The organism is Cutibacterium nasicola (genome assembly GCF_052654715.2).
The window spans coordinates 376,681-400,929 of record NZ_CP199745.2; the positions used below are offsets into that span (position 1 = coordinate 376,681).

General features: G+C 63.6%; 24 protein-coding genes and 1 pseudogene. 17 read left to right on the forward strand and 8 right to left on the reverse strand.

Going from position 1 to position 24,249, the window contains the following annotated elements:
• The first annotated feature begins 158 nt into the window (after positions 1-158).
• The 14 genes and pseudogenes from secY (at position 159) to ACUCCZ_RS01815 (ending at position 12,600) form a co-directional block, all read left to right on the forward strand.
• Complete coding sequence (gene secY / locus ACUCCZ_RS01750) at positions 159-1,481, forward strand: preprotein translocase subunit SecY (RefSeq protein ID WP_435917893.1); 1,323 nt, start codon at positions 159-161, stop codon at positions 1,479-1,481.
• Positions 1,478-2,047, forward strand: a complete 570-nt coding sequence (locus ACUCCZ_RS01755; protein ID WP_435917892.1) for an adenylate kinase — start codon at positions 1,478-1,480, stop codon at positions 2,045-2,047. The genes secY and ACUCCZ_RS01755 overlap by 4 nt, the downstream gene beginning before the upstream one ends.
• A gap of 1 nt (position 2,048) precedes the next feature.
• Complete coding sequence (map, locus tag ACUCCZ_RS01760; RefSeq protein WP_435917891.1) at positions 2,049-2,888, forward strand: type I methionyl aminopeptidase; 840 nt, start codon at positions 2,049-2,051, stop codon at positions 2,886-2,888.
• A 195-nt stretch (positions 2,889-3,083) separates the two neighbouring features.
• Entirely contained in the window at positions 3,084-3,935 is an 852-nt protein-coding gene (locus tag ACUCCZ_RS01765; RefSeq protein WP_435917890.1) for an endonuclease domain-containing protein, read from the forward strand.
• 36 nt (positions 3,936-3,971) lie between these two features.
• Positions 3,972-6,068 carry a prolyl oligopeptidase family serine peptidase gene (locus ACUCCZ_RS01770; protein ID WP_435917889.1) on the forward strand — a complete coding sequence of 699 codons (2,097 nt, stop codon included), beginning with the start codon at positions 3,972-3,974 and terminating at the stop codon, positions 6,066-6,068.
• A gap of 155 nt (positions 6,069-6,223) precedes the next feature.
• Positions 6,224-6,445 (forward strand): translation initiation factor IF-1, encoded by a 222-nt coding sequence (infA, locus tag ACUCCZ_RS01775; protein WP_002514837.1) that lies wholly within the window; start codon positions 6,224-6,226, stop codon positions 6,443-6,445.
• A 78-nt stretch (positions 6,446-6,523) separates the two neighbouring features.
• Positions 6,524-6,637 (forward strand): 50S ribosomal protein L36, encoded by a 114-nt coding sequence (gene rpmJ, locus ACUCCZ_RS01780; RefSeq protein ID WP_002514836.1) that lies wholly within the window; start codon positions 6,524-6,526, stop codon positions 6,635-6,637.
• A 379-nt stretch (positions 6,638-7,016) separates the two neighbouring features.
• Positions 7,017-7,391, forward strand: coding sequence for a 30S ribosomal protein S13 (rpsM, locus tag ACUCCZ_RS01785; protein ID WP_435917888.1), 375 nt, complete (start codon positions 7,017-7,019; stop codon positions 7,389-7,391).
• Positions 7,392-7,462: 71 nt separating this feature from the next.
• A complete protein-coding gene (gene rpsK / locus ACUCCZ_RS01790; RefSeq protein ID WP_303196835.1) occupies positions 7,463-7,870 on the forward strand; it encodes a 30S ribosomal protein S11 in 408 nt (135 codons plus the stop codon).
• A gap of 30 nt (positions 7,871-7,900) precedes the next feature.
• Positions 7,901-8,506, forward strand: coding sequence for a 30S ribosomal protein S4 (rpsD, locus tag ACUCCZ_RS01795; protein ID WP_435917887.1), 606 nt, complete (start codon positions 7,901-7,903; stop codon positions 8,504-8,506).
• A 258-nt stretch (positions 8,507-8,764) separates the two neighbouring features.
• Positions 8,765-9,781: a DNA-directed RNA polymerase subunit alpha gene (locus ACUCCZ_RS01800; protein WP_435917886.1), complete on the forward strand. Its 1,017-nt coding sequence runs from the start codon at positions 8,765-8,767 to the stop codon at positions 9,779-9,781.
• 378 nt (positions 9,782-10,159) lie between these two features.
• A pseudogene (gene rplQ, locus ACUCCZ_RS01805) lies at positions 10,160-10,600 on the forward strand (50S ribosomal protein L17); the annotation flags it as partial.
• Between the two features lie 132 nt (positions 10,601-10,732).
• A complete protein-coding gene (locus ACUCCZ_RS01810) occupies positions 10,733-11,971 on the forward strand; it encodes a glycosyltransferase (protein ID WP_435917885.1) in 1,239 nt (412 codons plus the stop codon).
• Positions 11,968-12,600, forward strand: a complete 633-nt coding sequence (locus ACUCCZ_RS01815; RefSeq protein WP_435917884.1) for a hypothetical protein — start codon at positions 11,968-11,970, stop codon at positions 12,598-12,600. The genes ACUCCZ_RS01810 and ACUCCZ_RS01815 overlap by 4 nt, the downstream gene beginning before the upstream one ends.
• Positions 12,601-12,644: 44 nt before the next feature.
• On the opposite strand, the gene ACUCCZ_RS01820 is transcribed toward ACUCCZ_RS01815, so the two are convergent.
• Both ACUCCZ_RS01820 and ACUCCZ_RS01825 read right to left on the reverse strand, forming a co-directional pair.
• On the reverse strand, positions 12,645-14,009 hold the full coding sequence (locus ACUCCZ_RS01820; protein WP_435917883.1) for an MFS transporter: 1,365 nt from the start codon (positions 14,007-14,009) through the stop codon (positions 12,645-12,647).
• A gap of 355 nt (positions 14,010-14,364) precedes the next feature.
• On the reverse strand, positions 14,365-14,985 hold the full coding sequence (locus tag ACUCCZ_RS01825) for a superoxide dismutase (RefSeq protein WP_435917882.1): 621 nt from the start codon (positions 14,983-14,985) through the stop codon (positions 14,365-14,367).
• Between the two features lie 334 nt (positions 14,986-15,319).
• Here ACUCCZ_RS01825 and ACUCCZ_RS01830 point away from each other — a divergent pair, with 334 nt between their 5' ends.
• Together ACUCCZ_RS01830 and ACUCCZ_RS01835 are read left to right on the forward strand one after the other, a co-directional pair.
• Complete coding sequence (locus tag ACUCCZ_RS01830; RefSeq protein ID WP_435917975.1) at positions 15,320-16,006, forward strand: ABC transporter ATP-binding protein; 687 nt, start codon at positions 15,320-15,322, stop codon at positions 16,004-16,006.
• Positions 15,988-17,607, forward strand: a complete 1,620-nt coding sequence (locus ACUCCZ_RS01835; RefSeq protein WP_435917881.1) for an ABC transporter permease — start codon at positions 15,988-15,990, stop codon at positions 17,605-17,607. Before ACUCCZ_RS01830 ends, ACUCCZ_RS01835 begins: the two co-directional genes overlap by 19 nt.
• On the opposite strand, the gene ACUCCZ_RS01840 is transcribed toward ACUCCZ_RS01835, so the two are convergent.
• The 6 genes from ACUCCZ_RS01840 to trmB all read right to left on the reverse strand — a co-directional run bounded on the left by ACUCCZ_RS01840 (position 17,591) and on the right by trmB (position 23,681).
• Positions 17,591-18,418, reverse strand: a complete 828-nt coding sequence (locus ACUCCZ_RS01840) for an ECF transporter S component (protein WP_435917880.1) — start codon at positions 18,416-18,418, stop codon at positions 17,591-17,593. The two genes, ACUCCZ_RS01835 and ACUCCZ_RS01840, sit on opposite strands and share 17 nt — an antisense overlap.
• Positions 18,415-20,070 carry an ABC transporter ATP-binding protein gene (locus tag ACUCCZ_RS01845; protein ID WP_435917879.1) on the reverse strand — a complete coding sequence of 552 codons (1,656 nt, stop codon included), beginning with the start codon at positions 20,068-20,070 and terminating at the stop codon, positions 18,415-18,417. The genes ACUCCZ_RS01840 and ACUCCZ_RS01845 overlap by 4 nt, the downstream gene beginning before the upstream one ends.
• A complete protein-coding gene (locus ACUCCZ_RS01850; protein ID WP_435917878.1) occupies positions 20,067-21,329 on the reverse strand; it encodes an energy-coupling factor transporter transmembrane component T in 1,263 nt (420 codons plus the stop codon). The genes ACUCCZ_RS01845 and ACUCCZ_RS01850 overlap by 4 nt, the downstream gene beginning before the upstream one ends.
• Positions 21,330-21,403: 74 nt before the next feature.
• Positions 21,404-22,024 (reverse strand): class I SAM-dependent methyltransferase, encoded by a 621-nt coding sequence (locus tag ACUCCZ_RS01855; protein WP_435917876.1) that lies wholly within the window; start codon positions 22,022-22,024, stop codon positions 21,404-21,406.
• Positions 22,024-22,860 (reverse strand): tRNA pseudouridine(38-40) synthase TruA, encoded by an 837-nt coding sequence (gene truA, locus ACUCCZ_RS01860; protein ID WP_435917875.1) that lies wholly within the window; start codon positions 22,858-22,860, stop codon positions 22,024-22,026. Before truA ends, ACUCCZ_RS01855 begins: the two co-directional genes overlap by 1 nt.
• Positions 22,857-23,681 carry a tRNA (guanosine(46)-N7)-methyltransferase TrmB gene (trmB, locus tag ACUCCZ_RS01865; protein ID WP_435917874.1) on the reverse strand — a complete coding sequence of 275 codons (825 nt, stop codon included), beginning with the start codon at positions 23,679-23,681 and terminating at the stop codon, positions 22,857-22,859. Before trmB ends, truA begins: the two co-directional genes overlap by 4 nt.
• Positions 23,682-23,933: 252 nt before the next feature.
• Here trmB and ACUCCZ_RS01870 point away from each other — a divergent pair, with 252 nt between their 5' ends.
• Positions 23,934-24,227, forward strand: a complete 294-nt coding sequence (locus ACUCCZ_RS01870) for a DUF1540 domain-containing protein (RefSeq protein ID WP_435917873.1) — start codon at positions 23,934-23,936, stop codon at positions 24,225-24,227.
• Positions 24,228-24,249: the final 22 nt, after the last annotated feature.

A 24,249-nucleotide genomic window follows, 5' to 3' on the forward strand; every position in this document is an offset into this window, starting at 1 on the left:
GGGGGTCAGACAGGTGGTGATGTACGGCGACGTGGGTATTGCCGTCGTGAGTTGATAGGCTACCCGCGCTGTGTCCATGCTCCCAGACATTTGCCGGCAGCGCGTCATGGGGGTTGGATCTGCGTCGTCAGTAGTCCACGAGATGGGAGAGGGCCCGGATGCTTTCCGCCTTCGCCAATGCCTTCAGAACGCCGGATCTTCGCCGCAAGATCCTGTTCACGCTCTTCATCCTTGCGGTGTTCAGGTTCGGGTCCGTCATCCCCGTACCGAACGTCAACGTGTCGAACATCAACACGTGCGTCAGTCAGGCGAGTTCCGGGTCCTCTGCCGGTCTGTACTCGATGATCAGCCTGTTCTCGGGTGGTGCCCTGCTGAAGCTGGCAATCTTCGCGCTCGGCATCATGCCCTACATCACCGCGTCGATCATCCTGCAGCTGCTGACCGTCGTCATTCCGAAGCTGGAAACCCTCAAGAAGGAGGGCGCGTCCGGCCAGAACAAGATCACCCAGTACACCCGTTACCTCACCCTGGTGCTCGGACTGCTGCAGGCGACGGCCTTCGTCACCCTGGCCACCTCGGGCCGTCTGTTCACCACCTGCGCCCTACCGGTCGTGTACTCCACCTCGATCTTCGAGGTCATCGTCATGATTCTGACGATGACGGCAGGCACGACGATCGTCATGTGGATGGGTGAACTCATCACCGACCGCGGCATCGGTAACGGCATGTCGATCATGATCTTCACCCAGATCGCTGCCCGTTTCCCCGACTCCTTGTGGGCCATCAAGGTTGCTCGTAACGGTGCTGGTCAGGCCCACGCCTGGTTCGTGTTCAGCTTGGTGATCGTCATCGGTCTGCTCGTCATGGCAGCCGTCGTCTTCATCGAGCAGGGTCAGCGGCGAATCCCGGTGCAGTATGCGAAGAGGATGGTCGGGCGTCGGATGTTCGGCGGCTCCACGACCTACATTCCGCTGAAGGTGAACCAGTCCGGCGTCATCCCGGTCATCTTCGCCTCGTCGATCCTGTACCTGCCGGTGCTCTACGCCACCTTCCGACCGCAGACCGGCGCGGCGAAATGGATTGGTCACTACTTCCAGCGTGGTGACCACCCCGTGTACAACATCGTCTATTTCCTGCTGATCATCTTCTTCTGCTACTTCTATGTCGCCATCACCTTCGACCCAGTCGAGATGAGTGACAACATGAAGAAGTATGGTGGCTTCATTCCCGGCATCCGGGCCGGGAAGCCCACCGAGGACTACTTGGCCTATGTGTTGTCGCGGCTGACGGCACCTGGGTCCTTGTACTTGGGCCTCATCTCGATGATCCCGACGCTCGCGTTCGTCTACCTCAACGCGAACGAGAACTTCCCGTTCGGGGGTACCAGCATCCTCATCATCGTGGGTGTGGCGCTGGACACCGTCAAACAGGTCGAAAGCAAGTTGCAGCAACGACACTATGAAGGATTCCTGTCATCATGAGACTGCTGATCATGGGCGCCCCGGGCGCAGGCAAGGGAACTCAGGCCACCGCCATCGCTGAGCACTACTGCGTGCCCGCGGTCTCCACCGGCGACATGTTCCGTGTCAACATCAAGAACGGCACCGAGCTGGGCAAGAAGGTCAAGGCCATCATGGACGCCGGCGACCTCGTCCCCGACGAGCTGACCGACGCCATCGTCGTCGATCGCCTCGACCAGGACGACGCCGCCAACGGTTTCCTGCTCGACGGTTATCCCCGCAACATGCATCAGGTCGAGGCCCTCGGCGCGTACCTCAAGGAGCACGGTCAGGAGCTCGACGCCGTCATCAGCCTTGACGTCGACCCCGAGCTGCTCACCCAACGTCTGCTCAAGCGCGCCGAGGTTGAAGGGCGTACCGACGACAACGAGGAGACCATTCGTAACCGGATGAAGGTGTATTCCTCGCAGACGGAGCCGCTGCTTGAGCACTACCGCTCGGCTGGAGTTCTTGTCGGTGTGGATGGCGTCGGAGAGATCGACGAGGTGCGCGAGCGTATTTTTGCCGCCCTCGATGCGAAGAACTGACGTGTTGGGTCGCCACCGATTCCAGATCAAGACACCCGACCAGATCCGCACGATGCGTCGGGCGGGACTGGTCGTCGTCGAGGGCTTGGAGGCCATGTGCGCGAGTGCCGTGCCTGGGGCCACCACTGCCGACATCAACCGGGTCGGTCGCGAGGTCCTCGAGCGTCACAACGCAGGGTCGAACTTCCTCAATTACGGAGGAGATTGGGGCCTGCCGCCCTACCCGGGCGTGGCATGCGTGAGCCCGAACGAGACCATCGTCCACGGCATTCCCGGTGATCGGGAGCTCAAGGATGGCGACATCGTCTCCATCGACTACGGAGCCATCGTCGACGGATGGCATGGCGATGCCGCCCGAACGGTTCTGGTGGGAGATGTCAGCGAGGAGGCCCGAACCCTGTCCGAAGTGACTCGTGAGTCCATGTGGGCCGGGATCGCCAAGATCGCCCCTGGAGCAAGGATTGGTGATGTTTCTGCCGCGGTGCAGGCATCGCTGGAATCTCACGACCGAGAGTACGGCATTGTGCGCGAGTACACCGGTCACGGGATCGGAACCGAGATGCACATGGATCCCGACGTCCCCAACTGGGGCCGAGCTGGACGTGGCCCGAAGATCGTCGAAGGCATGGTGCTGTGCGTCGAGCCGATGGCGACCCTCGGTTTGGAAGACACTGCCACCCTGGACGACGAGTGGACGGTTGTCACTGTTGACAGCTCGTGGGCCAGCCACTGGGAGAACACCGTTGCCGTGACCAACAAGGGTCTGTGGGTGTTGTCCGAACCCGATGGTGGCAAGGCCGAACTCGAGAAGCACGGAGTGCCGTTCGGGCCTCTCGACTGAGGTTGAGCACTTGTTGTGTGGGGCGGTCTTCGTGTCAGCGAAATCTGCCAAAAATGGGGCGAGATCTGCCATGGACACGTTGTCATGCGAGTTTTTTGGCAGATTTCGCTGAGTTCGCCGAGTATGAAGCTGCTGAGGGAAGGTTTCCCTGTGGATAAGTGACGTATTCAGACTCCCGCGACGACAACTGTGGGTATGAGTACCACGCGCTTGACTGAGATTGCCGTCCCTGCACAGCTGTGCCTTGGGGGAGTTGTGTCGACCGCTGCGTTGATGGGGAGCGGAATGTCGAAGGCCAAGATCGACACTGCTCGGCGCCACGGTTCCATCATCCGGTTGCGCCAGGGGTGGTGGGCCCTGCCCAGTGCCGATCCCAATGTGGTCAGCGCAGTGAGGGCGGGTGGTGTTCTGGGATGTGTCAGTGCTCTGAAGATGATGGGTGTCTGGTCTCCGCTTGATTCCCGGGTCCACTGTCGAGGTCACCGAGAACCGCCGTCGCCAGCGGTCCGTTCCTGTCCCGCGCCCCGCCGCGCCGCTCCCATCATTGCGGTGGATCCGCCCGACATTGCCGTGCAGTCGGTGGTGCGCTGTCTCGGTCATGATGAAGCCGTGGCGGTCCTCGACTCCGTGGTGCGGAAAGGGTTACTCACTCACGAAGGGCTTGAGGAACGCCTTTTGCCAATACCGGCAGGTCGGCGCATCCTTGCCGACCTCGACTGGGCCGACTCGGGAACTGAATCCCTGGTTCGGTGCCGCCTGCGCCGTCTCGGTCTTGCGGTGAGAACCCAGGTCAGCATCAATGACGTGGGCAGGGTCGACATGTTGGTGGGGGACCGGCTCGTCATTGAGGTTGACTCCGTGGCCCACCACACCGATCTCGCTGCTTACTCGAACGACCGACGACGGGACCTCGAACTGGTGTCAAGAGGTTATATCGTCGTGCGGATACCTTGGCACCAGGTCATGTACGACTGGGATCGGGTTGAGCCACGCATCCTCGAGATCGTCAGTGCCGGTGACCACCGAGGTCACGTTCGCGCAGGTTGATGTCAGAGGGTCGACGAGGGTGGTTGAATGTCCGCCATGAGCTTCGACGCAGGCCCCGCCCCGCAGACTCGCCGTGACGACGTCGTCGAGACCCTCCACGGGCACATCATCGCGGACCCTTACCGCTGGCTCGAAGACGCCGATTCCCCCGACACCGTCGACTGGGTGGAACGACAGCGAGCACTCACCGAGGATGCCCTCGCCACGTTGCCAACCCGTGAGGCCTTCCGCAACCGTCTTGCCAAGCTGTACTCCCTCCCCGGTGACATGATCGACAAACGCTGTGGCGGTCGCTACCTCATGTGGCACGACGACGGTCACACCGCGCAGCCGGTGGTGCAGGCCGCCGAGGACTGGCGCGACCTGTTCGATCGTCCCACCACTCTCCTCGATCCCAATGGTTGGTCCGAGGACGGCACGACCTCCCTGGCCGACGCTGCGATCAGCCCCGATGGTTCGACCTTGGCGTGGGCGAGCTCGGCGGCGGGATCGGACTGGACCTCCTTCACCCTCCGCGATGTGGCCACCGGCGAGGAGCGGGACCCGGGCATCCGTACCAAGTTCAGTGCAGTCAGGTGGTTCCCCGATTCCGTGAGTGTGCTCGTCCTGGACTTCCCGGACAAGGAGTCTGGCGAGACTGCGGTCACCAAGGCGGCGGGAGACCCGCGTCTCGTCGTTGTCCGCACTGACACGGGTGAGCAGATCGAGGTGCTTCCGGCTGGCCCACCGGGAACCTTCTACTGGGGCGGGGTCACGCACGAGACTGACGAGAACAGCAGCCGTACCGGAAGTGGCTGGATCGTCGTCAGCGACATCATTGGCACCTCGCACGACAGCGGACTGACGGTCTTCCGTCATCACCTCGTCGACGGCCACTCCGTGGTCGGGGAGGGTCGCCGCATCGCCGAGGCCGACGCCAGTCACCATCCCGTCGGCATCGTCGGCTCGACCCTCTTCGTCCTCACTGACGACGCCACCCCGACCTACCGACTCGTCGCCATTGACCTTGCCGCGGACGAGCCAACACCGACCGAGGTCATTGCGTCCTCGGAGTACCCGTTGTCGACGGTGGTGCTGGCGGGGGAGAGCCTCGTCGCCGTGCACATGGTTGACGTCACCCCGCGCATCAGTCGGTGGTCGACCTCAGGGGAGTGCCTCGGCGACGTCGACGTCGAGGCTGGTGACGTCTATCTCACCGTTCCAGACGAACGCGAGCCAGATGTGTTCATCCATGCCACCGGCCCGAGCAGCCCGAACGTCATCTACCACCTGGACGCCGCATCCGGTCAGCTCGACCATGTCCAGTCGTCCGGGGTCGGACAGTTCCATGCCAGTGTGGAGCGTCGTCATGCCACGAGTGCCGACGGCACCCAGGTGCCCTACTGGTACATGCGCGACGAGTCCCTCAACGCGACCGGTCCTCTGCCAACCATCGTCTACGGCTATGGCGGATTCGACATCACCATCACCAACACCCATTCCCCGCTGTGGCAAGCATGGATGGAGGCCGGTGGTGCAGTGGCCCTCGTCAACTCTCGTGGCGGTGGTGAGTTCGGGGCCGAGTGGTATCGCAGCGGTATCCTCGACGACAAGCAGCACGTCTTCGACGACCACATCGCCGTTCTCCTTGACCTCGTCGACGCCGGGCTGGCGACCCCGGATACCTTGGCGATCACTGGCGGCTCCAATGGTGGTCTGATGGCTGGTGCGGTGCTCACCCAGCGTCCGGACCTGTTGGCTGCGGCAGTTCCCGAGGTCGGAGTGCTTGACCTGCTGAGGTTCCACGAGTTTTCCTCAGGGGCCGCGTGGATGTCGGACTACGGCAACCCGGAGGACGCCCACGACTTCGAGGTCGAGCTGGTGTACTCGCCGCTGCACAACGTGGTGGAGGGACGCCGTTACCCGGCAACTCTCGTCATGACCGGTGACCACGACGATCGCGTCGTACCGGCCCACAGCCACAAGTTCACCGCTACCCTGCAGCGAGCCCAGGGAGGGGATGCCCCGATCCTCACCCGCATCGACCACTCGGTGGGTCATGGCGCCGGGCGTCCGCGTGCTTCCCGCGTCAATGCCTCCGCTGACAAGCTCGCCTTCATCGCTGAGTTCACCGGCCTGACGCCGCGGTTCTGATGTCGTCCCAGCAGCCGGCCAATCCGGCCTGTTGACCGCACTTGCGTCGATTTGGGGACGCGACGGCGAGCAGGTAGTATCGCTTGTTGGCTCCGTGTGTGCGGAGCCAATAGCCGTGCCCGCAGGGGGTACGGCCAGCGGACAGATGGGATGTAATGGCCAAGAAAGAGGGAGCACTCGAGCTGGAGGGAACTGTCGTTGAGGCTTTACCCAACGCTATGTTCCGTGTCGAACTCAAGAATGGGCACCGCGTTCTTGCCACCATCAGCGGCAAGATGCGTCAGCACTACATCCGAATCCTGCCGTCGGACCGTGTCGTCGTCGAGCTGTCGCCCTACGACCTGACCCGAGGCCGGATCGTCTACCGCCACAAGTGAGCTAGGGCTCATTGCCAAGCGCTTAGCGGCGCACCACCCAGGTTCCCGTCAGGGGACCGTTACGCGAAAGAGAATCTCATGAAGGTTCAGCCGAGCGTCAAGAAGATCTGCGACAAGTGCAAGGTCATCCGTCGCCACGGCCGTGTGATGGTCATCTGCGACAACCCGCGCCACAAGCAGCGTCAGGGCTGAGCCCACGCCGCGACGGGATCGCAGATCGTCATCGCGACGGTCAGCAGGAATGCAGGGGTTCGACCCCTGAGGTCCACCGTCAGGCCCACCCGCCAGGTGGGAGCGGTGAACAAGTGAACTGCACAACAGAAGAAGCACCGGTTGTCCACACTGGTGCAGACCTCCCGGGCATTGCCCCGGGACACCGTGGAAGCACGTCCCGGGCCCCCGCTCGAAACCATCGAGCACGGATCTGGGCCACCACCCCCGGACGAAGGCCGGGGCCCCGTCGGATGGTCAGACACCATCCATCGTTCCCAGGAATGACGAGGAAGCTCCACGCCGGACACCTTCGCGGCTCGACATCGTTCGGGTCGAAAGAACAAGAAAGGGATGCCACATGGCACGCCTCATCGGAGTTGACCTGCCGCGCGACAAGCGTCTCGAGGTCGCCCTGACCTACATCTACGGAATCGGTCGCACCCGCGCCACCGAGACCCTCAAGGCCACCGGAATCAGCGGTGACCTGCGCGTCCACGAGCTGACCGACGATCAGTTGGTGGTTCTGCGTGACCACATCGAGGCCAACTACCACGTCGAAGGTGACCTTCGTCGTGAGGTGGCCGCCGACATCCGCCGCAAGATCGAGATCGGCACGTACCAGGGCCGTCGTCACCGCAGCGGACTCCCGGTCCGTGGTCAGCGCACCCGCACCAACGCCCGTACCCGTAAGGGCAAGAAGAAGGCCGTCGCTGGCAAGAAGAAGGCCAAGTGAGTCACTGCCCGTCGGGCACTCACCAACCTTCATCGATGCGCAGATCACACTGATTTCAGGAGAGACATCACATGGCTACTGCAGGCCGCAAGGGTGCACCCAAGACTAAGGTGCGCCGCAAGGAGAAGAAGAACGTCGTCGCCGGACAGGCGCACATCAAGAGCACGTTCAACAACACCATCATCGCCATCACCGATCCTTCCGGTGCGGTGATCTCGTGGGCCTCTGCCGGCACCGTCGGCTTCAAGGGCTCTCGTAAGTCCACCCCGTTCGCCGCTCAGATGGCCGCCGAGGCCGCTGGACGTCGCGCCATGGAGCATGGCATGAAGCGGGTTGACGTCTTCGTCAAGGGTCCCGGCTCCGGCCGTGAGACCGCCATCCGTTCCCTCGGGGCCGTCGGCTTGGAGATCGGCCCGATCTCTGACGTCACTCCCGTCCCGCACAACGGATGCCGCCCGCCGAAGCGCCGCCGCGTCTGACCCACTCCGAGAGCAAAGGACTGATACACAATGGCCCGTTACACCGGCCCCCTTACCAAGAAGTCCCGTCGCTTCGGGACTGACCTTGTCGGCAACGACAAGTCCTTCGAGCGTCGTCCGTACCCCCCGGGTGTTCATGGCCGCGGTCGCACCAAGGACTCCGAGTACTCGCTGCAGCTGCGCGAGAAGCAGAAGGCTCGTTACGCCTACGGTGTCCTGGAGAAGCAGTTCCGTCGTTACTACGAGGAGGCGGACCGCGCCCAGGGCAAGACTGGTGACGTCCTGCTGCAGATCCTCGAGTCGCGCCTCGACAACGTCGTGTACCGCGCAGGGCTTGCTGCCACCCGTCGTCAGGCTCGCCAGATGGTCAGCCACGGCCACTTCCTGGTCAACGGCAAGAAGGTCAACATTCCTTCCTACCGTGTGAGCACCCACGACATCATCGACGTTCGCGAGAAGTCCAAGGACCTCCACCCGATCGTCATCGCCCGCGAGACCTTCGAGACCCGCGACATCCCGGCATGGCTGGAGGTACGCCCGAACAGGGGACGCATCCTGGTTCACCAGCTGCCCACCCGTGAGCAGATCGTCGTCGACGTCAACGAGCAGGCCATCGTCGAGCTCTACTCCAAGTAAGTAGTGCAAGGGGGGCGACCCCTTTGCATCCCCCGAGTGGGTCATGACTCTGTGCGCGCCCACCGGATGGGTGGTTGTGTTCGGGGTTGGGTCTGTTCGGGATCTTGTGAGGGGGCGACCCTCTGCAACCCTGCTCTCCCCGGGTCGACTTTGGTCGGCCCGGGGAGCCACAATCAAATAATCTCCCGGCGGGGAGTTCCCCGTCATCCTGTTCCCCTCTGCGCCTTCATATAGCGGTTGGCGCGAAAGGTAGAAAACATGCTCATCGCACAGCGTCCCACCCTCACCGAGGAGTCCATCTCCGAGTTCCGCTCGAAGTTCATCATCGAGCCCCTGGAGCCCGGCTTCGGCTACACCATCGGCAACTCGCTGCGCCGCACCCTGCTGTCGTCCATCCCTGGCGCATCCGTGACGAGCATCAAGATCGAGGGAGTCCAGCACGAGTTCTCCACCATCGAGGGCTGCGTCGAGGACGTCACCGAGATCATCCTGAATCTCAAGGGCCTGGTCCTCTCCTCTGAGGAGGACGAACCCGTCGTCATGTACCTGCGCAAGTCCGGAGCTGGCGAGATCACCGCTGCCGACATCAACCCGCCGGCCGGTGTGACCATCCACAACCCGGATCTGCACATCGCCACCCTCAACGACGATGGTCACTTCGAGATGGAGCTCATCGTCGAGCGCGGGCGCGGCTACGTGTCCAGCGCCCTCAACGACGACCCGAACTCCGAGATCGGTCGTATCGCCGTCGACTCCATCTACTCCCCGGTCCTGAAGGTCACCTACAAGGTGGAGGCCACCCGAGTCGAGCAGCGTACCGACTTCGACAAGCTCGTCGTTGACGTCGAGACCAAGCCGAGCATTCAGCCGCGCGACGCTGTCGCCTCTGCGGGTAAGACTCTCGTCGAGCTGTTCGGCCTGACGCGTGAGCTCAATGCCGACGCCGAAGGTATCGAGATCGGTGCCGGCCCGGTCGACGAGGAGTATGCCGAGAACCTCGGAACCCCGGTCGAGGAGCTCAACCTCACCGTCCGTTCCTACAACTGCCTCAAGCGCGAGGGCATCCACACCGTTGGAGAGCTCGTCTCCCGCTCCGAGCAGGACCTGCTTGCCATCCGCAACTTTGGATCCAAGTCCATCGACGAGGTCAAGGAGAAGCTGGCCGAGCTCGGTCTGGCTCTCAAGGACTCCGCCCCGGGCTTCGATCCGCTCGCCGCCGCTGAGGCCTATGACGAGGCCAACGACGACGATTACGCAGAGACCGAGCAGTACTGAGTAGTGATGCAAGGGGGACGACCCCCTTGCATCCCCCGTTCCCATGTGCAAGGGGGACGACCCCCTTGCATCCCCCGTTCCCATGTGCAAGGGGGACGACCCCCTTGCATCCCCCGAATGGGTCGAGCCTTGAGCGCAGTTGTCAGTTTGACCGAGGGCTGCGTTTGGGCTTGAGTTTGTGTGGCTGGCTTGCTGGGGCGTCCCGGCGAACCTCTGTCACCGAAGATTTCCTCTCTTCGGAGGGGAGGCCAGGGGGGTGGACCCTGGCCACACCCCCACCCGTCACTGACGGGGAAGGGGAGGGGAGGACAACCGTCCTCCCTCAGCCGGATCGCGGTGGGTCCACCTGCCCACCACACCGACACACAAGGAGAAATTATGCCGAAACCCACTAAGGGTCCCCGTCTAGGCGGCTCCCCGGCCCACGAGCGGATCATCCTGCGCAACTTGGCCAGCCAGCTCTTTGAGCACGGCCACGTCGTGACCACGGTCACCAAGGCCAAGCGCGTCCGTCCGCTCGCCGAGAAGCTCATCAATCGAGCCAAGACCGACACCGTCGCCAACCGTCGCATCGTCAATCGTACGATCACCGACCGCGGCGTCGTGCACATCCTCTTCACCGAGATCGCCCCCCTCATGGAGGGTCGCGACGGCGGCTACACGCGCATCACCCGTATCGGCAACCGTAAGGGCGACAACGCCCCCATGGCCGTCATCGAGGTCGTCACCGAGAAGGTGGCCCCGAAGGCTCCGGCCAGTGCTGCTGATGCCAAGGCGCAGATCAGCACCGCCACCGAGCAGGATGCCGTTGAGGTCGAGGAGAAGACCGAGGCCTGATCCTCCTTCAACACACGAGCGCCGGTCCTTCATCAGGGGCCGGTGCTCGTCGTTTCTGCGAACTCGCCTTAACCCCGAGCACCGTCATGCATCGTCGCCACATAGGCTGAAGGAGTGACGACCCTTCGCATCGCTCAGCTCGCCAACTTCGTCGGCCCCGTCTCGGGTGGCATGAAGGTGGCCATCGACGCCCTTGGTAAGGGATACGTCGCCGCAGGGCACGAGCGAATTCTCGTCATTCCAGGACCGAAGGACCGCATCACCGAGTCGGGGTCCGGCATCACGGTCGAGATCGCGGCTCCGCGCGTGTCCGCCGGTTACCGCATGATCGCCACGCCCTGGCGTGCTCTTGACATCCTCGACCGCTTCCGTCCCACGTCCATCGAGTCCTCCGACAAGTGGACCCTCACCCCCGCTGCGGGCTGGGCGTCCCGACGCGGCGTAGGTTCGGTCCTCTTCAGCCACGAACGCCTGGACGACATGCTGACGATGTGGGTGCGACGTCAGTTTGGTGTCGCCGCCGCGGTCGGTGCCCTCAACCGCCGTCTCTCCAAGTCCTTCGACGTTGTCGTCGTCACCTCGGACTACTCGGCTGGAGAATTCGCCGACACCGGAGCCCACCTCGTCAAGGTGCCCCTCGGCGTCGACCTGGAAACCTTCAATCCAGACAAGCGCGAGCCCGGCCTGGCGACACCGCGTCCCGACGGGCTCCTCAGACTGTGTTACGTCGGCCGGATGAGTCACGAGAAGAGCCCGCAGCTGGCCGTCGCTGCTGCTGCCGAGTTGCACCGCCGCAGTGTCCCGCTGCGGCTGGACATGTACGGTGTGGGGCCCGATGCTGATGCCTTGAAGGAGCAAGCTGGGGATGCCCCTGTCTTTTTCAACGGGTTCGTGGAAGGGCGCGACGAGGTTGCCCGAAGATGTGCGGCGGCCGACATCTCCATGTCGGTGTGCCCGGCAGAGACCTTCGGGTTGGCATCCTTGGAAGCTCTCGCCTGCGGAACCCCGGTCGTCACCGCGAACCGAGGAGGTGCACACGAGATCGTCGACGCCACCAGCGGAGAGGCTGGCAGTCCCGACGCCGACGGTTTGGCGGATGCAACCCTGCGTCTGGCGGACCGGCTCGGACCCGACCTGCGCAAGGCCGCCCGACGCCGAGCTGAGCAATTCACCTGGGATGCCAGCGTTGACAAGATGCTGGCCGTCCACTCCGAGATCGCCGCACGTCCTGGTGGTAAGTCCTACTGGAAGCAGAAACTCAAGGACAGGCACGACGCCCGAAGGGGCGTCCATGATCCACTTGCCCCGCAGACCGACGACCAGCAGATCGACGACCCTCAGGAGCGCAGATGAAGAAGATCCCACTCGTGCTGGCCGGTGTGGCAGCAGCCGTCGTCCCGGTCGTCGTAGCGGCGCCGAGACCAGAACCTGTCCTACCTGAGGGGCCAGTCGGCGAGCCACTGCGCACTGTCGACGACGTCATCGCGGCCTGCCGGGCGACCGGCGAGACCGGCTGGGCTCTTGTCGACGAGGCCACCCAACTCGTTCACCGGATGTACACCTGTTACTCCTGCTGGCATCTGTGGCTCAGTCCGGAAGCATCTCTCGCGGCTGGCCACGGGCACTCGGGGCAGTACAACATCGTCCTCGGGCGAGTACTCGAGGAACTCGGATTCCAGGTGAGGCCGGTCCATGCTGCCCGCGTTCGGCTGGAGCACCACCCCTGGTACCACACCGGCCACAGCTGGCTACGCGTCATGTACGACGGCAAGGAGCTCGACGTCTGCGCATCGCGTCCGGGCAACACAGCCGGAGACGTTGCCTTCGTTCCCATCACCGACGTCCTGGACCGCTCCAAGCTCAACAGCATCGACACCACCGTGGCCCTGGCCCCTATCGTGGTCGTCAGTGTCTGGAAGTCCTGGCTGACGAGGTCGGGAATCCCGAGGTGGATGTACCGACCATTTGGGGTGTCTGCCTGACATGGCTGGCCTGGGACCGAGCGAGAGCCCAGGTCTCGAGCGGCTCAGGTGTCCATGAGCTCGCCGGTGGACGTCCTGGTGAGGGAGCGGTTCATGGTTTCCGGAGCCATGAATTGGCCCGTCACCGCGCCAATGACACACAGTCCTGCCGCAATGACCATGCACCACTTGACACCGATCGTCCCAATGCCGATGGGCAGCAGATAAGTGCCGACGAAGGCGCCGATACGGCTCATCGCCGACCCGAATCCGACACCGCTGGAGCGAATGTCGGTGTCGAAGATCTCCGACGGGTACACCGCTGTCAGGATGTCACTGAAGGAGTTGACCAGGGCAAAGACCGCCAGGCCGACCACCAGCACCCAGGATGGCGCGTTCGTCCACAGGCCGACGACCAGTAGGACCACCGTCTGTACCCAGAACGGGCCAATGAGCATGCGACGGCGACCGATCCGGTCGATGGCCAGCAGTCCGATGAGGGCACCGACCGCACCGATGGTGTTCGAGAGGATCGTGCCTGTCGCCTGGGACTTCACATTGAGGGACTCCAGCACCTTCGGGGCGTAGGTGAAGATGGCGAAGTACGGGGTGACGATGCAGGTCCAGAAGATACAGACGAAGACGGTGCGTCGCAGCTGCCCCTTGCGGAAGAGCTTGCGGTACCCATCCTTGCCGACCGACTCCGCGGCGAGCTCCTCGGCCTCGAAGAATTCCGGACCCATGTACCTCTCGACGATCTCACGCGCCTCGGCCTCATGCCCGTGACGCAGCAGCCAGCGTGGGGATTCCGGAAGACCGATCCGTAGACCCAACACGACGAGGGCAGGGATGGCCGAGGTGGCCAGGATCCATTTCCACGAGACCCCGAGCCACAGCAGCGCGTAACCCAGCAGGACAGCGATGAGGAAGCCGATACGCCAACACAGCTCGAGGAAGGCCAGTTTCGATCCGCGCTCCCGGGCCGGGGCGAACTCCGAGAGCATCGGGGCGCCGATCGAGTACTCGGCACCGACGGCCATGCCCAGTAGAAATCGGAGGATGGTCAGGGAGACCCCGCCGATGGCGAAGGCTTGGGCGACACCGATGACGATGAAGGAAATGATGTCGACCATGAACATCTTCTTGCGGCCGAATTTGTCGGTGAGGTAGCCGAAGAGCGGAGCGCCGATGAAAATACCGAGCAGGCTTGCGGCGCCGACCAGACCTTCCATCGCGGGGGAGAGCCCCAGATCATGATTGATGTGCAGGATGACGACGCTGATGATCCCAAGGTCGAATCCGTCGAGTCCGCCTCCGAACGCCGTGGCAGCGGTGACACGGCGCAGAAAGCGTCTGGATTCCGGAGAGATGTGTGGTGACGCCATCTCAGTATTGGGCATCGAACTGGTGGGCAGCGTGTTGGCGGCCATCGTGGCAGCCCCTTCCGGTGGCGGACAGTGCACCACGAGACGATGCCGAGCGGATCGCAATCTACTCGGTGTTTCGTGGCTGGTGAGCCGTTGGTTACGGTTTCGGTCCTGTTGAAATTTAGCCGTGGAGGGTGTCGCCTCGCAGGGATCGGTCAGTCCCGTGGACATGTCGAAAGGATGAGGTGAGGCTGCCAGCGTACGTGGCAGCGGGCCAATGAGCTTTCAGGATTACCACCGGTTGGTGGGTCAAAGTGGTGGGTCAAGCCGATTGAGGCAAGGCTTCTCGGGAAGTATGGCCCAGACACACCACGAGGGGCTCGGCATGACGAGCCCCTCGTGGTTTTCAGACGGTCTCTCAGATGAGACCCGGGGTCTTGGAACGGGCGCGATCGAAGCGAGCCTGGGCGTCGGCCCAGTTCACGACGTTCCACCAAGCGGTGACGTAATCAGCCTTGACGTTCTGGTACTGCAGGTAGTAAGCGTGCTCCCACATGTCGAGCTGCACGATCGGGATCTGTCCGGACGGCAGATTGCCCTGCTGGTCGAACAGCTGCATGGTGTTGAGGCGCTGGCCCAGGACATCCCAGACGAGCATGCCCCAGCCGGAGCCCTGAACGCCCTTGGCAGCCTCCTCGAACTGCTTCTTGAAGCCGTCGAAGGAACCGAAGAACTCGTCAATGGCAGCGGCGAGCTCATTGCCCTCGGGGCGGTCGCCACCGTCGGGAGACATGTTCTTCCAGAAGACCGAGTGGTTGATGTGACCACCGAGGTTGAAGGCCAAGTCCTTCTCGAGCTTGTTGATGGCTCCGAAGTCGCCCTTCTCACGGGCTTCGGCCAGTTTTTCCAGAGCGGTGTTGGCACCCTGCACGTAGGTGTTGTGGTGCTTGTCGTGGTGGAGCTCCATGATCTTGCCTGAGATGTGGGGTTCCAGGGCGCCGTAGTCGTAGTCGAGATCGGGAAGGGTGTAAACAGCCATTCTTCCTCCTGTGGAACGAGATGCGCCATGGCTTCCGTCATGACGTGGCCCTTGGCGGGGCCGCTTGTTCGGTCCAACACCGAAACCGTCCCCATCATTCCCACAACTGCGAGATTTTCACCAAACGTGCCCGAAATGGCTGATGTGAGGTGCCTTGAGTATGGCCTGACAACCTGATTTGATGAGTGCCGTGACTGAATTCACTGGTCCTTCGCCCGTCGCACACCCAGGTGGTTCGACGCCCCCGACAACTCCGAGGACGAGCGACCCAGCCATCAGGATTGAGGGGCTGACCAAGAGATTCGGCACCAAGGTTGCCGTGGACAACCTGACGATGTGGGTCCCGCGCGGATCAATGTTCGGCTTCGTCGGTCCGAACGGTGCCGGCAAGACGACGACCCTCTCGATGGTCACCGGACTGCTACGTCCTGACTCCGGGCGCATTGACGTGCTGGGCCACGACGTCTGGGCTGATCCGGCCGCCGCCAAGGCCCGGATGGGGGTACTCCCCGACGGCATGAAGACCTTTGACCGTCTCTCTGGCCGAGAGTTGCTGCACTTCTGCGGGATGCTGCACCGGATTGACGAGGCCACCGTCAACGAACGCACCGACAGACTCCTCGACACGTTCGGGCTGACGGAATCCGCAAACACCCTGGTCTGCGACTACTCGGCCGGCATGGCCAAGAAGATTGGTCTGGCCTGCGCCCTCATCGCCGACCCAGCACTGCTCGTCCTCGACGAGCCCTTGGAGTCGGTCGACCCGATCTCCGGCCAGACGATTCGCGCTGTCCTGCGTCACTTCGTCGACGGTGGCGGCACGATCGTCATCTCCAGCCACGTCATGGAGCTCGTCGAATCCCTGTGCGACTCGGTAGCCGTCATCGCGAAGGGACAACTTCACGCCATTGGGAGCATCGACGACGTCCGTCAGGGCAAGTCCCTGCAGGACAGGTTCGTCGAGCTCGTCGGCGGGAACGCCAACACCGGGGAGGGACTCACGTGGTTGCACAAGTCCTGAAGTACCAGTGGCGAACCACCCTCGCTCCCTTCCGTGAAGGCGCCAAGACACAGGAGACGGTTGGGCTGCTCTTTCTCATCTTGATGGCCCTGTTCCTTGGTGGGAATTACGTGCTCTACGTGTCTGCGACCGGTCGACTTGGCGTCGACCTCCGCGGAGCCACCACCTCGGCCGCAGGGGCTTCGCTGATGATCTTCTGGATCGTGCTGCCGGTACTTTTCGGTGCTCAACCGATCTACACCGACCCCTCGCGATACGCCATCTTTCCCAAGCGTGCTCGGGAACTGATGCCTGCGTTCGTGACAGCTGGTCTGTTGGGCATGGGAGGAATCGTCACCCTGGTCGCGGCAGCGTCACATGTTTTCGCATGGTCCAGCGCGGGCGCTGCTTCGGTCGTTGCGGCCATGGTCGGTGTCCTCCTGGGATGGTCCGACGCCATGATCGCGTCGAATCTCTTGCTGGCCGCGATGTCGGCGGTGCTGGCCAAGCGTCGATTCCGCGAGGCCATGATGGTCCTGCTCGTGCTCCTGTGCTGCGGATTGAGCGTCGGGATGCAGTTCGTGACAAGGACTGGTGCGACGACCAATGTAATTCCGGGCAACGTCGGACGAATCGTCGGCTGGACCCCGTTGGGGTGGGCCTGGTCGATGCCGTGGGAGGCTGCCAGCGGCACGTGGCTGACACTCATGGCCAAGCTCGTCCTCAGCATCGCTGGTCTTGCGCTCATGGTGTGGGCTTGGCGAACCATCGTTGACCATCGCCTCGTCTCGCCAACCGGAGATGGTGGCGGCGCCGAGAAGGTCAAGGCCGAAAGCTGGATTGATCGCATGTTTCCAGCCACCCCGACCGGTGCGATTGCCGGACGCACCCTGCGCTACATGAAGCGCGATCCCCGGATGGTGTCCCTGCTGCTCAACACCTTCCTCATCCCGGTCCTCGGGCTGGTCCCGATGCTCATCAATGGCGGGGACGAGATGAGCGGCACGACGTCAGCCCTCGTCTTCACCGCGCTCCCCTTCATGATCATGCTGTGTGCAGTGCCGCTCTACGCGGGTTCACTCATCAGCTATGACGGGACGGCCTTGTGGCATCACATGGAGGCGTCGGTCACCGGTGCGCAGGATCGACGCGGTCGCGCGATTGCTTACCTCGTCGTCACGATGCCGGTTGGTTTGCTGCTGGCACTTGTCATGGTGTGGCGGTGCGGTCAGTGGGAGCTGCTGCCGGTGGTGGTCGCCGAAGCTTGGAGCGCCTTACTGCTCTCGACGGGGATCGGCTCGTGGATGGGTGTCGTCAATCCGGTGCAGGTGGCTGACAACCGCAAGGGGAGCGGGTTCAACTCCGGCTCCGGACCGTCGGCGGGTGCTGGCTGCCTGGGGTTGCTCATCGGCATGGTGGCAGGAGTCATCACCGCCATCCCGATCGTCCTGCTCGTGGCGCTGGTAGGGGTGACGGACAACTCGTGGTGGAGCATCCTCCTGACCTTCGTCCTCGGGCTGGGGTGGTCCCTCATGGTGCTGCACGTCGGGATCATCATGGGCGGGCGGCAACTTGACCGCGGCTGGGACGAGGTGCTGAGAAAGGTCACTCCGGTGGCGTGAGCTGTGGTGCCGATTCTGCCGAGGACTCGCCAAATTGGGCACGTCGGGAGGCTCGGCGCAGCACCCGTAGTATCGGACCGCCCAGCAGCGCCAAGCAGATGACGTTGGTGATCGCGCGTCCCAAGTTCCAGCCCATGGACGTTGCGACGTTGAACAGCACGAAGTGCCACAGGTTGGTCAACGCAGACGCGCGTGGGTCGAAGGAGAGTTGGGTGCTGGTCCCCAGGTTGAACGGCCAGAAGGCGAAATCCATCAGCCAGCCGTAGATGAAGGCGGAGATGAATCCCCAGCTGCACAGCCATGCTACTTCGGCTCTTCCCTTGGCGCGAGGGAGGATTCCTGCTCCCAGCCCGACGAAGCCCGAGGCGATCATCTGGTATGGCAGCCACGGTCCGAAGCCTGCCGTGAGCAGGGCGGACGCGAACATCGTCGTCGTACCGAGGACGAATCCAAATCCTGCGCCGAACACCCTCGCGCCGAGAATCATGAGGATGAAGACGAAGGAGATACCGGCCATAGATGGGCTGAGGGTTCGTAGTGCGGCCCCACAGGCGGTAAGGACGCCGATCATGGCGAGGGCCTTGACGTCGATACCGTCCGAACTGAGTTGGGACACCACTACCGCGAGAACCACCGGCAGGATGGCTGCGAAGAGAAAGGGGGTGCGCGTCTCGTAGTCGGCCGAGCTGCCGGGGTCGAGGAACAGCGGCCAGCAGAAGGCCAGCAACCCCATGAGCGCGGTGACGACGAGCAGCACCCGCGATGTCGTTGACGTGCGAACGGCGACGTTCTGCCTCTGTCGGTTGCTCATCGGCCCACACCTCCCGAGTTTTCCACGAGCCTCTTGACGTCGGCGATCGTCATGACGTCGGCCGGGTGGAAGACCTTGGCGATCTGTGGGCTGAAGGCCGGTGAGGAGATGCACACCGAGCGCGTGGATCCGTCGGCCACAATGTGGCCGGTTGCCATGACAATGGTGCGGTCAGTCGTTGCTGCCGCGAATTCCACGTCATGGGTGGCCAACAGGACGGCGGCAGGAGCTCCGGTGGCACCGGCGGCGATGTCCTTGACGATTCTCGCCAGCTCGTTCTTCATGGCGTAGTCGAGGCCACGGGTGGGCTCGTCAAGGAGGAGGACGTCAGGGCGGCTGGACAACTGGATCGCGAGCACGAGGGCCAGCCGCTGCCCCTCCGACATGTCACGAGGGTTGCGATCCTCCGGTAGTCCTGCACCCAACTGGGAGAGGATGGCCCGCGTGGTTCCCTCGGGAACCTCGGACTCCTTGTCGGCCTGGGCGCACTCCTCGGCCACCGTCGGCAGGTAGAGCAGGTCAGCGGCGGACTGGGGAACCAGGCTCACCATTGTCCGCGCAGTCTCGGCGTTGGCCTTGCGCGGGTCGGTCCAGGACCCGTCATGGTTGACGAGGACCTTTCCTGAGGACTTCGTCGCCCCCTGGATGGCCCACATCAGCGATGACTTGCCCGACCCGTTTCGCCCCATGAGGCAGGTGACGGTTCCGCGACCCAGAGTCGCGGTCATGGCGTCAACGGCATGAACGTGGCCGTAATCGACACCAACTTTCTCCAGCCACAGCACCTCGTCACCGTCGCCCTGCCACGTCATGGCCTCGGAAGGGTGTGGTGCTTTCGGGAGGTTGGGGTGCGTGCCGACGCGACGACGGGCATCGCGCACTGACAATGGGACGGTCGGCCATCCCAAGGTCCGTCCCAGCGCGGCCAGGGGCGGGACGACATCAGCGTGAGCCAGGACCTCTTCCGGATGACCCTGCACGACAGACCCGTCACCGGGGAGCCACCAGACGGTGTCGGCGGCATGCATGACGCGTTCCAGCCGGTGTTCGGCCAGCACCACCGTCAGCCCGACGTCATGGACGAGCGTGGTGATGGAGGCAAAAACGTCCTGGGCTGCGGTGGGATCCAGCGCGCTGGTGGGTTCGTCGAGGACGAGGATGCGAGGCTGGGCAGCAAGTACCGCGGCGATGGCCACCCGCTGCTGTTGACCGCCTGACAGGCCCAGCAAGGCCCGACGCCGCAGGTCGGCGATCCCCATGAGGTCCAGGGTCTCCTCGACCCTCTTGCGCATCACCGACGGGGAGATCCCCAGCTGTTCCATGCCGTAAGCGATCTCGTCCTCGACGGTGTCGGTGACGAATCCGTTGACCGGGTTCTGCCCAACGATCCCGATGACGTCAGCCAGGTCGCGGGGACGATGTATGCGGGTATCCCGTCCGGCCACCGTCACGGTGCCGTCGAGACGCCCACCGGTGAAATGGGGGACGATCCCGTTCAGCGCTCCCAACAGGGTTGACTTGCCGGTGCCAGTACGCCCGACGACCAGCGCCAGATCACCCTCCTGGACGGTGAGGTTGATGTTCCTGAGGGTCGCAGCCGTGGCACCGGCGTGGGTGATCGACACATCCGACAGGGTGATGACATCAGTCATGGCTTGCGCACCTGATCTTTCCGGGATTTCCACGCGACCGCCTGCTCCGGGTCGGTTGACGTGGATCGTTGAGGCGCCGGGGTGAACACCCCGGGAAGGGCAACCGCAACCACCACGATGAGCATGGCCGGTTCCAATGGCGGCCAGACCACCGGCGAGGTGGAGACGGTGATGGCCTTCGGGTTGGCCTGGGACAGCCAGATCATGGCGATCATCGCGACAGCCCCACACAGGCATGACGTAGTGGCCTGCCAGGTCCAGGGATCCGGGCGGTAGCGGCTCACACCGAGACGACGCCCGGAGATCCGTAAGCCGATGATCGACCCGACGGTCCCAACGACGATGAGCACGATGCCGATGTGTTGGCCCATCCGGTCGGCCAGGAACCACGAGCACAGGCTCCCGGGGGCACAGGTCGACGGGTCGGTGCCGAAAGATCCTGTCGGGTTGGCGAGAATCCCGTAGCAACCCAGGGTCAGCACCATCACCGACAGGACGAGCAGAGTCCGTGTGCCAGGGCGGACCCTCCGGTCGTCACGGGTGCGACCGTATCCACGTGACTCCATTCCACGGGCCAGGGACATCGAGGTCTCCACCGAGTCCTCGAGTACGGGGACGAGCACTGCGGCGAGGGCCCTCATTCCTTTCTTGGTGTCACCGCGCAGCCTTCGGGCCCGTCTGACTCGTTGCACCGACGCGATGAGTTGAGGAAAGACCGACAGGGCGATGACGATGGCCACCGAGACGTCATGGAGGGCGGCCGGGACCGATTTGAGGACTCGTCGTGGGTTGGCCAGGGAGTTTGCGGCACCGAAGCAGATCAGCATCCCGGCCAGGTGAAGGGCGTCGAAACTGGTGGCAGCCAGGCCCTCAGCGGTGACCGGTCCACCGAGCCGGATCCCGGCTGCCCAGTCGGGCAGGGAGACCTCGGGTAGCCGGAAGAGGACGGTTCCTGTCCCGTCTCCTCCTATCAGAACTTGGAAGAACACCCGGATGACGACGACCGTCAGGGCCATACCGGCGTAGACACCGGCAGAACGGGCCCAGGGTTCGTCGGTGCGACGCAGGGTGACGACGAGAGCCACGGCCGCCGTGACGAGTACGACGAGAAGGGGATTGTTGGTGAGGCTGATGGCGATTCCGCAGCCGGCCGCCCAGCCCCACCACGACCATGGGTGGACTGTCCGGGTGCTGCCGTGCGTCGTGGCAGAAGGATTCTCGACGACCGGGTCGGCCGTCCTCGTCACCAATCTCGACACAGCTCAGCGCCGGTCCCAGTCGTCGTGAGGCACGGCTACCCTTCCTATCATCACCACATCAGTCTACGACGAGCTCAGGCGTTGACGTCGATGACCCGGAAACCCTTTGCGGAGGCTACCCGGGCAGCGTCGAAACCTTGGTCGCACAGCCAGCGGGTGAGAGAGTCCGCACCGAGGTTCTTTCCGACGACGAGGTGCGCTACTCCCTCGTCGGTCAGCCGTGACAGCCAGGTCGTCAGCATCTCGTGCAGGATCGGCTTGCCGACGCGGATCGGCGGATTGGACCAGATCTCGTCGAAGCGCAGGCCCGGATCGACCTCCTCGGGACGGCAGGCGTGGACGCGGTCGCCGACCTCGAGGGCTTTTGCATTGCGGTTGGTGAGGTCGATGGCGAGGTCATTGACGTCGACCGCGACGACCTCTGACCCGCGGCAGGCCCGTGCCAAGGCGCAGGCGATGGGTCCGTACCCGCATCCCAGGTCGAGGAAGGTGCCGTCGGAGGGTGGGGGAGTGATCTCGCGCATGAGGACGGCGGTCCCCGGGTCGAGGCGTGTGCCGGAAAACACTCCACCGGCGGTCGTCATCGTCATGGAGCCGTCCCAGACGTTGACGGTGATGGTGCGGGTCTGCACCGGCTTCTCGGGGGTCGTGAAGTAATGACTGGGCGCGTGGCTATCGCGGTGGGATTGGCTCATCAGTCCTCCCAACAGGTGTCGCAGATTTCGTCGTGGCTTCGACGGGAACGGGCTTGGGCAGCACGCACTGCAAGGTCGCCCTCGGACGGGTAGCCAACCTCCTCCAGGGTGAGACCGCAGGCTGGCATGACGAGCACTGACGACGCCCGCGACGTGCTGGCGGCGACCTCGTCGAGCCAATGCTGGTCGCGGCGACCTGAGGCGACGGTTGTCAGAGCGCCAATGAGGGACCTGACCATGGAGTGGCAGAAGGCGTCGGCCCGGACGCTCACCTCAACGGTTCCGTACGGGCCGTTGACACGCTCGGCGCGACACTCCAGAAGGGTGCGGATGGTCGTGGCTCCCTCTCGGTACTTGCAGAAGGCGGCGAAGTCGCGAAGCCCGAGAAGGGATTCTCCGGCCGTGTTGAGACGGTCAAGATCGAGGTGCCCCCGTACGGACGCCACGTGGAATCGCGTCAGCGGATCGGGTCGGGAGCCCTCGTCCCACAGCCGGTAGACGTAACGGCGCCACAGGGCCGAGAAGCGGGCGTCGAACTCGTCTGGGACAGGACGGATGGACGTGACGACGACGTCAGAATCGAGGACCCGCGCCAACCGGCGCAGCATCGAGGAGGTGTCGACGTCGTCGGGGAGATCGACGTGGGCCACCTGGCCTCGGGCATGGACACCGGCGTCAGTCCGCCCAGCCACCGTCAGTGGGGTTGGCCCGTCGAGCCGGAGCACTCGGGGAATCCATGTCTCCAATTCCCCCTGCACGGTGCGACGATCCGGTTGTGCCGCCCATCCTGAGAAGTTCGCCCCGTCGTAGGCGATGTCCAGACGCCAGCGGGTCATGACTCGTCCACGCGACGCCAGGTGAGGTCGTGGACGGTTCGCCCGGCCGCCAGCCCCTTTTTCTCGTAGCGGGTCACCGGACGCTCCTCCCAACGCGGACTGAAGCCGTCAGGCCCCGCAGTGACTGATTCGAGCAGCGGTTCTGCCGACAGCACGTCGACCATCCAGGTGGCGTAGTCGTCCCAGTCGGTCGCCAGACGCCACAGACCGCCGGGGCGTAGTCGTGACGCGACCAGACGGGCCACGTCGGCGTTGACGATGCGACGTTTGTGGTGGCGCTTCTTGTGCCACGGATCAGCGAAGAAGGTCCAGATCTCGTCGACCTGACCGGGCTCGACGAGGTGGTCCAGGCCGGCCGTCGCGTCGGCGAGGACGAGGCGCGCGTTCGTTGCTCCGGCGGCATGGAGCTTGGTGAGAGCGCTGGCGGCTGAGGGCAGGTAGACCTCGAACCCGATGAAGTCACGCTCGGGGTGGGCTGCGGCGAGGGTGGCCAGGACGTCGCCGGATCCGGTCCCGATCTCGAGGGTGAGTGGGGCGACGCGTCCGAAAATCGTCGGCAGGTCGAGTCGGGCGTCAGGCGCGACGGACGTGCTGGTGGTGTCACGAGGAACGTCGATCATGTACGTGCTGGCCAGGGTGTCCATGGCGCGTTGCTGGGAGACGTTCATGCGGGGGGACCGGCGGACGAAGGAGACGACGCCGCGTCGTGCGCGGTCACCCGAACGATGTGCACCGGCTGAGTGGGCGTCGGAGTATTCCGCGGTAGTGGACTGCGGGTAGGAAGAGTCGCTCCCGGATGGGGAGTCGAGGTCGTCGGTCATGGGCACACATGCTAGGCGATTGCGCCGACAGCAGGTGCGGATGAATTTGCGAAGGTCTGTGTTTTGGAATTTCCAACGTTGTGGAAAGCATGAATATCTGAATGTTCAGCGCATCAAAAGATAAACAGTCAATTCGCTAATTCGAGACGTGTTCTTCCTTGTCAGATGCGACTCTGAGATGAGGCTTACCTTGCTTGTGAACGCTGTTTTGAGTGTCTAGCATTGGCAGTGTCAGACACGCGGTGGTCATTTATGAAAGGTTTCGACATGTCTACCGCAACTCCCGTTGTTTCCTGCAACCGCACCGCTTGTGCCTTCAATGATTCCGGCTGTACCGCCTTCGCGGTGACGGTCGGTGGAACCGCCGGAAAGCCCACCTGCGCAACCGTTGCTCACCTTGACGCTCGCGCCGGCCTTTCCTCGACTGACGGGCGCGTTGGTGCCTGCCATCGCATCGAGTGCATCCACAACGACAAGCTTCTGTGCACCGCCAAGGAGGTCACCATCAGTGACGCTGCGGCTTGCACGGCATACCAAGCGCGCTGAGTCAGGCGTAGGCGTCTTGCCT

Bases quoted from the DNA above. Each gene is read 5' to 3' on its own strand.
- secY (WP_435917893.1), top strand. From the start codon at position 159: ATGCTTTCCGCCTTCGCCAATGCCTTCAGAACGCCGGATCTTCGCCGC.
- ACUCCZ_RS01755 (WP_435917892.1), top strand. From the start codon at position 1,478: ATGAGACTGCTGATCATGGGCGCCCCGGGCGCAGGCAAGGGAACTCAG.
- ACUCCZ_RS01765 (WP_435917890.1), top strand. From the start codon at position 3,084: ATGAGTACCACGCGCTTGACTGAGATTGCCGTCCCTGCACAGCTGTGC.
- ACUCCZ_RS01770 (WP_435917889.1), top strand. From the start codon at position 3,972: ATGAGCTTCGACGCAGGCCCCGCCCCGCAGACTCGCCGTGACGACGTC.
- infA (WP_002514837.1), top strand. From the start codon at position 6,224: ATGGCCAAGAAAGAGGGAGCACTCGAGCTGGAGGGAACTGTCGTTGAG.
- rpmJ (WP_002514836.1), top strand. From the start codon at position 6,524: ATGAAGGTTCAGCCGAGCGTCAAGAAGATCTGCGACAAGTGCAAGGTC.
- rpsM (WP_435917888.1), top strand. From the start codon at position 7,017: ATGGCACGCCTCATCGGAGTTGACCTGCCGCGCGACAAGCGTCTCGAG.
- rpsK (WP_303196835.1), top strand. From the start codon at position 7,463: ATGGCTACTGCAGGCCGCAAGGGTGCACCCAAGACTAAGGTGCGCCGC.
- rpsD (WP_435917887.1), top strand. From the start codon at position 7,901: ATGGCCCGTTACACCGGCCCCCTTACCAAGAAGTCCCGTCGCTTCGGG.
- ACUCCZ_RS01800 (WP_435917886.1), top strand. From the start codon at position 8,765: ATGCTCATCGCACAGCGTCCCACCCTCACCGAGGAGTCCATCTCCGAG.
- ACUCCZ_RS01815 (WP_435917884.1), top strand. From the start codon at position 11,968: ATGAAGAAGATCCCACTCGTGCTGGCCGGTGTGGCAGCAGCCGTCGTC.
- ACUCCZ_RS01820 (WP_435917883.1), bottom strand. From the start codon at position 14,009: ATGGCCGCCAACACGCTGCCCACCAGTTCGATGCCCAATACTGAGATG.
- ACUCCZ_RS01825 (WP_435917882.1), bottom strand. From the start codon at position 14,985: ATGGCTGTTTACACCCTTCCCGATCTCGACTACGACTACGGCGCCCTG.
- ACUCCZ_RS01830 (WP_435917975.1), top strand. From the start codon at position 15,320: ATGTGGGTCCCGCGCGGATCAATGTTCGGCTTCGTCGGTCCGAACGGT.
- ACUCCZ_RS01840 (WP_435917880.1), bottom strand. From the start codon at position 18,418: ATGAGCAACCGACAGAGGCAGAACGTCGCCGTTCGCACGTCAACGACA.
- ACUCCZ_RS01845 (WP_435917879.1), bottom strand. From the start codon at position 20,070: ATGACTGATGTCATCACCCTGTCGGATGTGTCGATCACCCACGCCGGT.
- ACUCCZ_RS01855 (WP_435917876.1), bottom strand. From the start codon at position 22,024: ATGAGCCAATCCCACCGCGATAGCCACGCGCCCAGTCATTACTTCACG.
- truA (WP_435917875.1), bottom strand. From the start codon at position 22,860: ATGACCCGCTGGCGTCTGGACATCGCCTACGACGGGGCGAACTTCTCA.
- trmB (WP_435917874.1), bottom strand. From the start codon at position 23,681: ATGACCGACGACCTCGACTCCCCATCCGGGAGCGACTCTTCCTACCCG.
- ACUCCZ_RS01870 (WP_435917873.1), top strand. From the start codon at position 23,934: ATGAAAGGTTTCGACATGTCTACCGCAACTCCCGTTGTTTCCTGCAAC.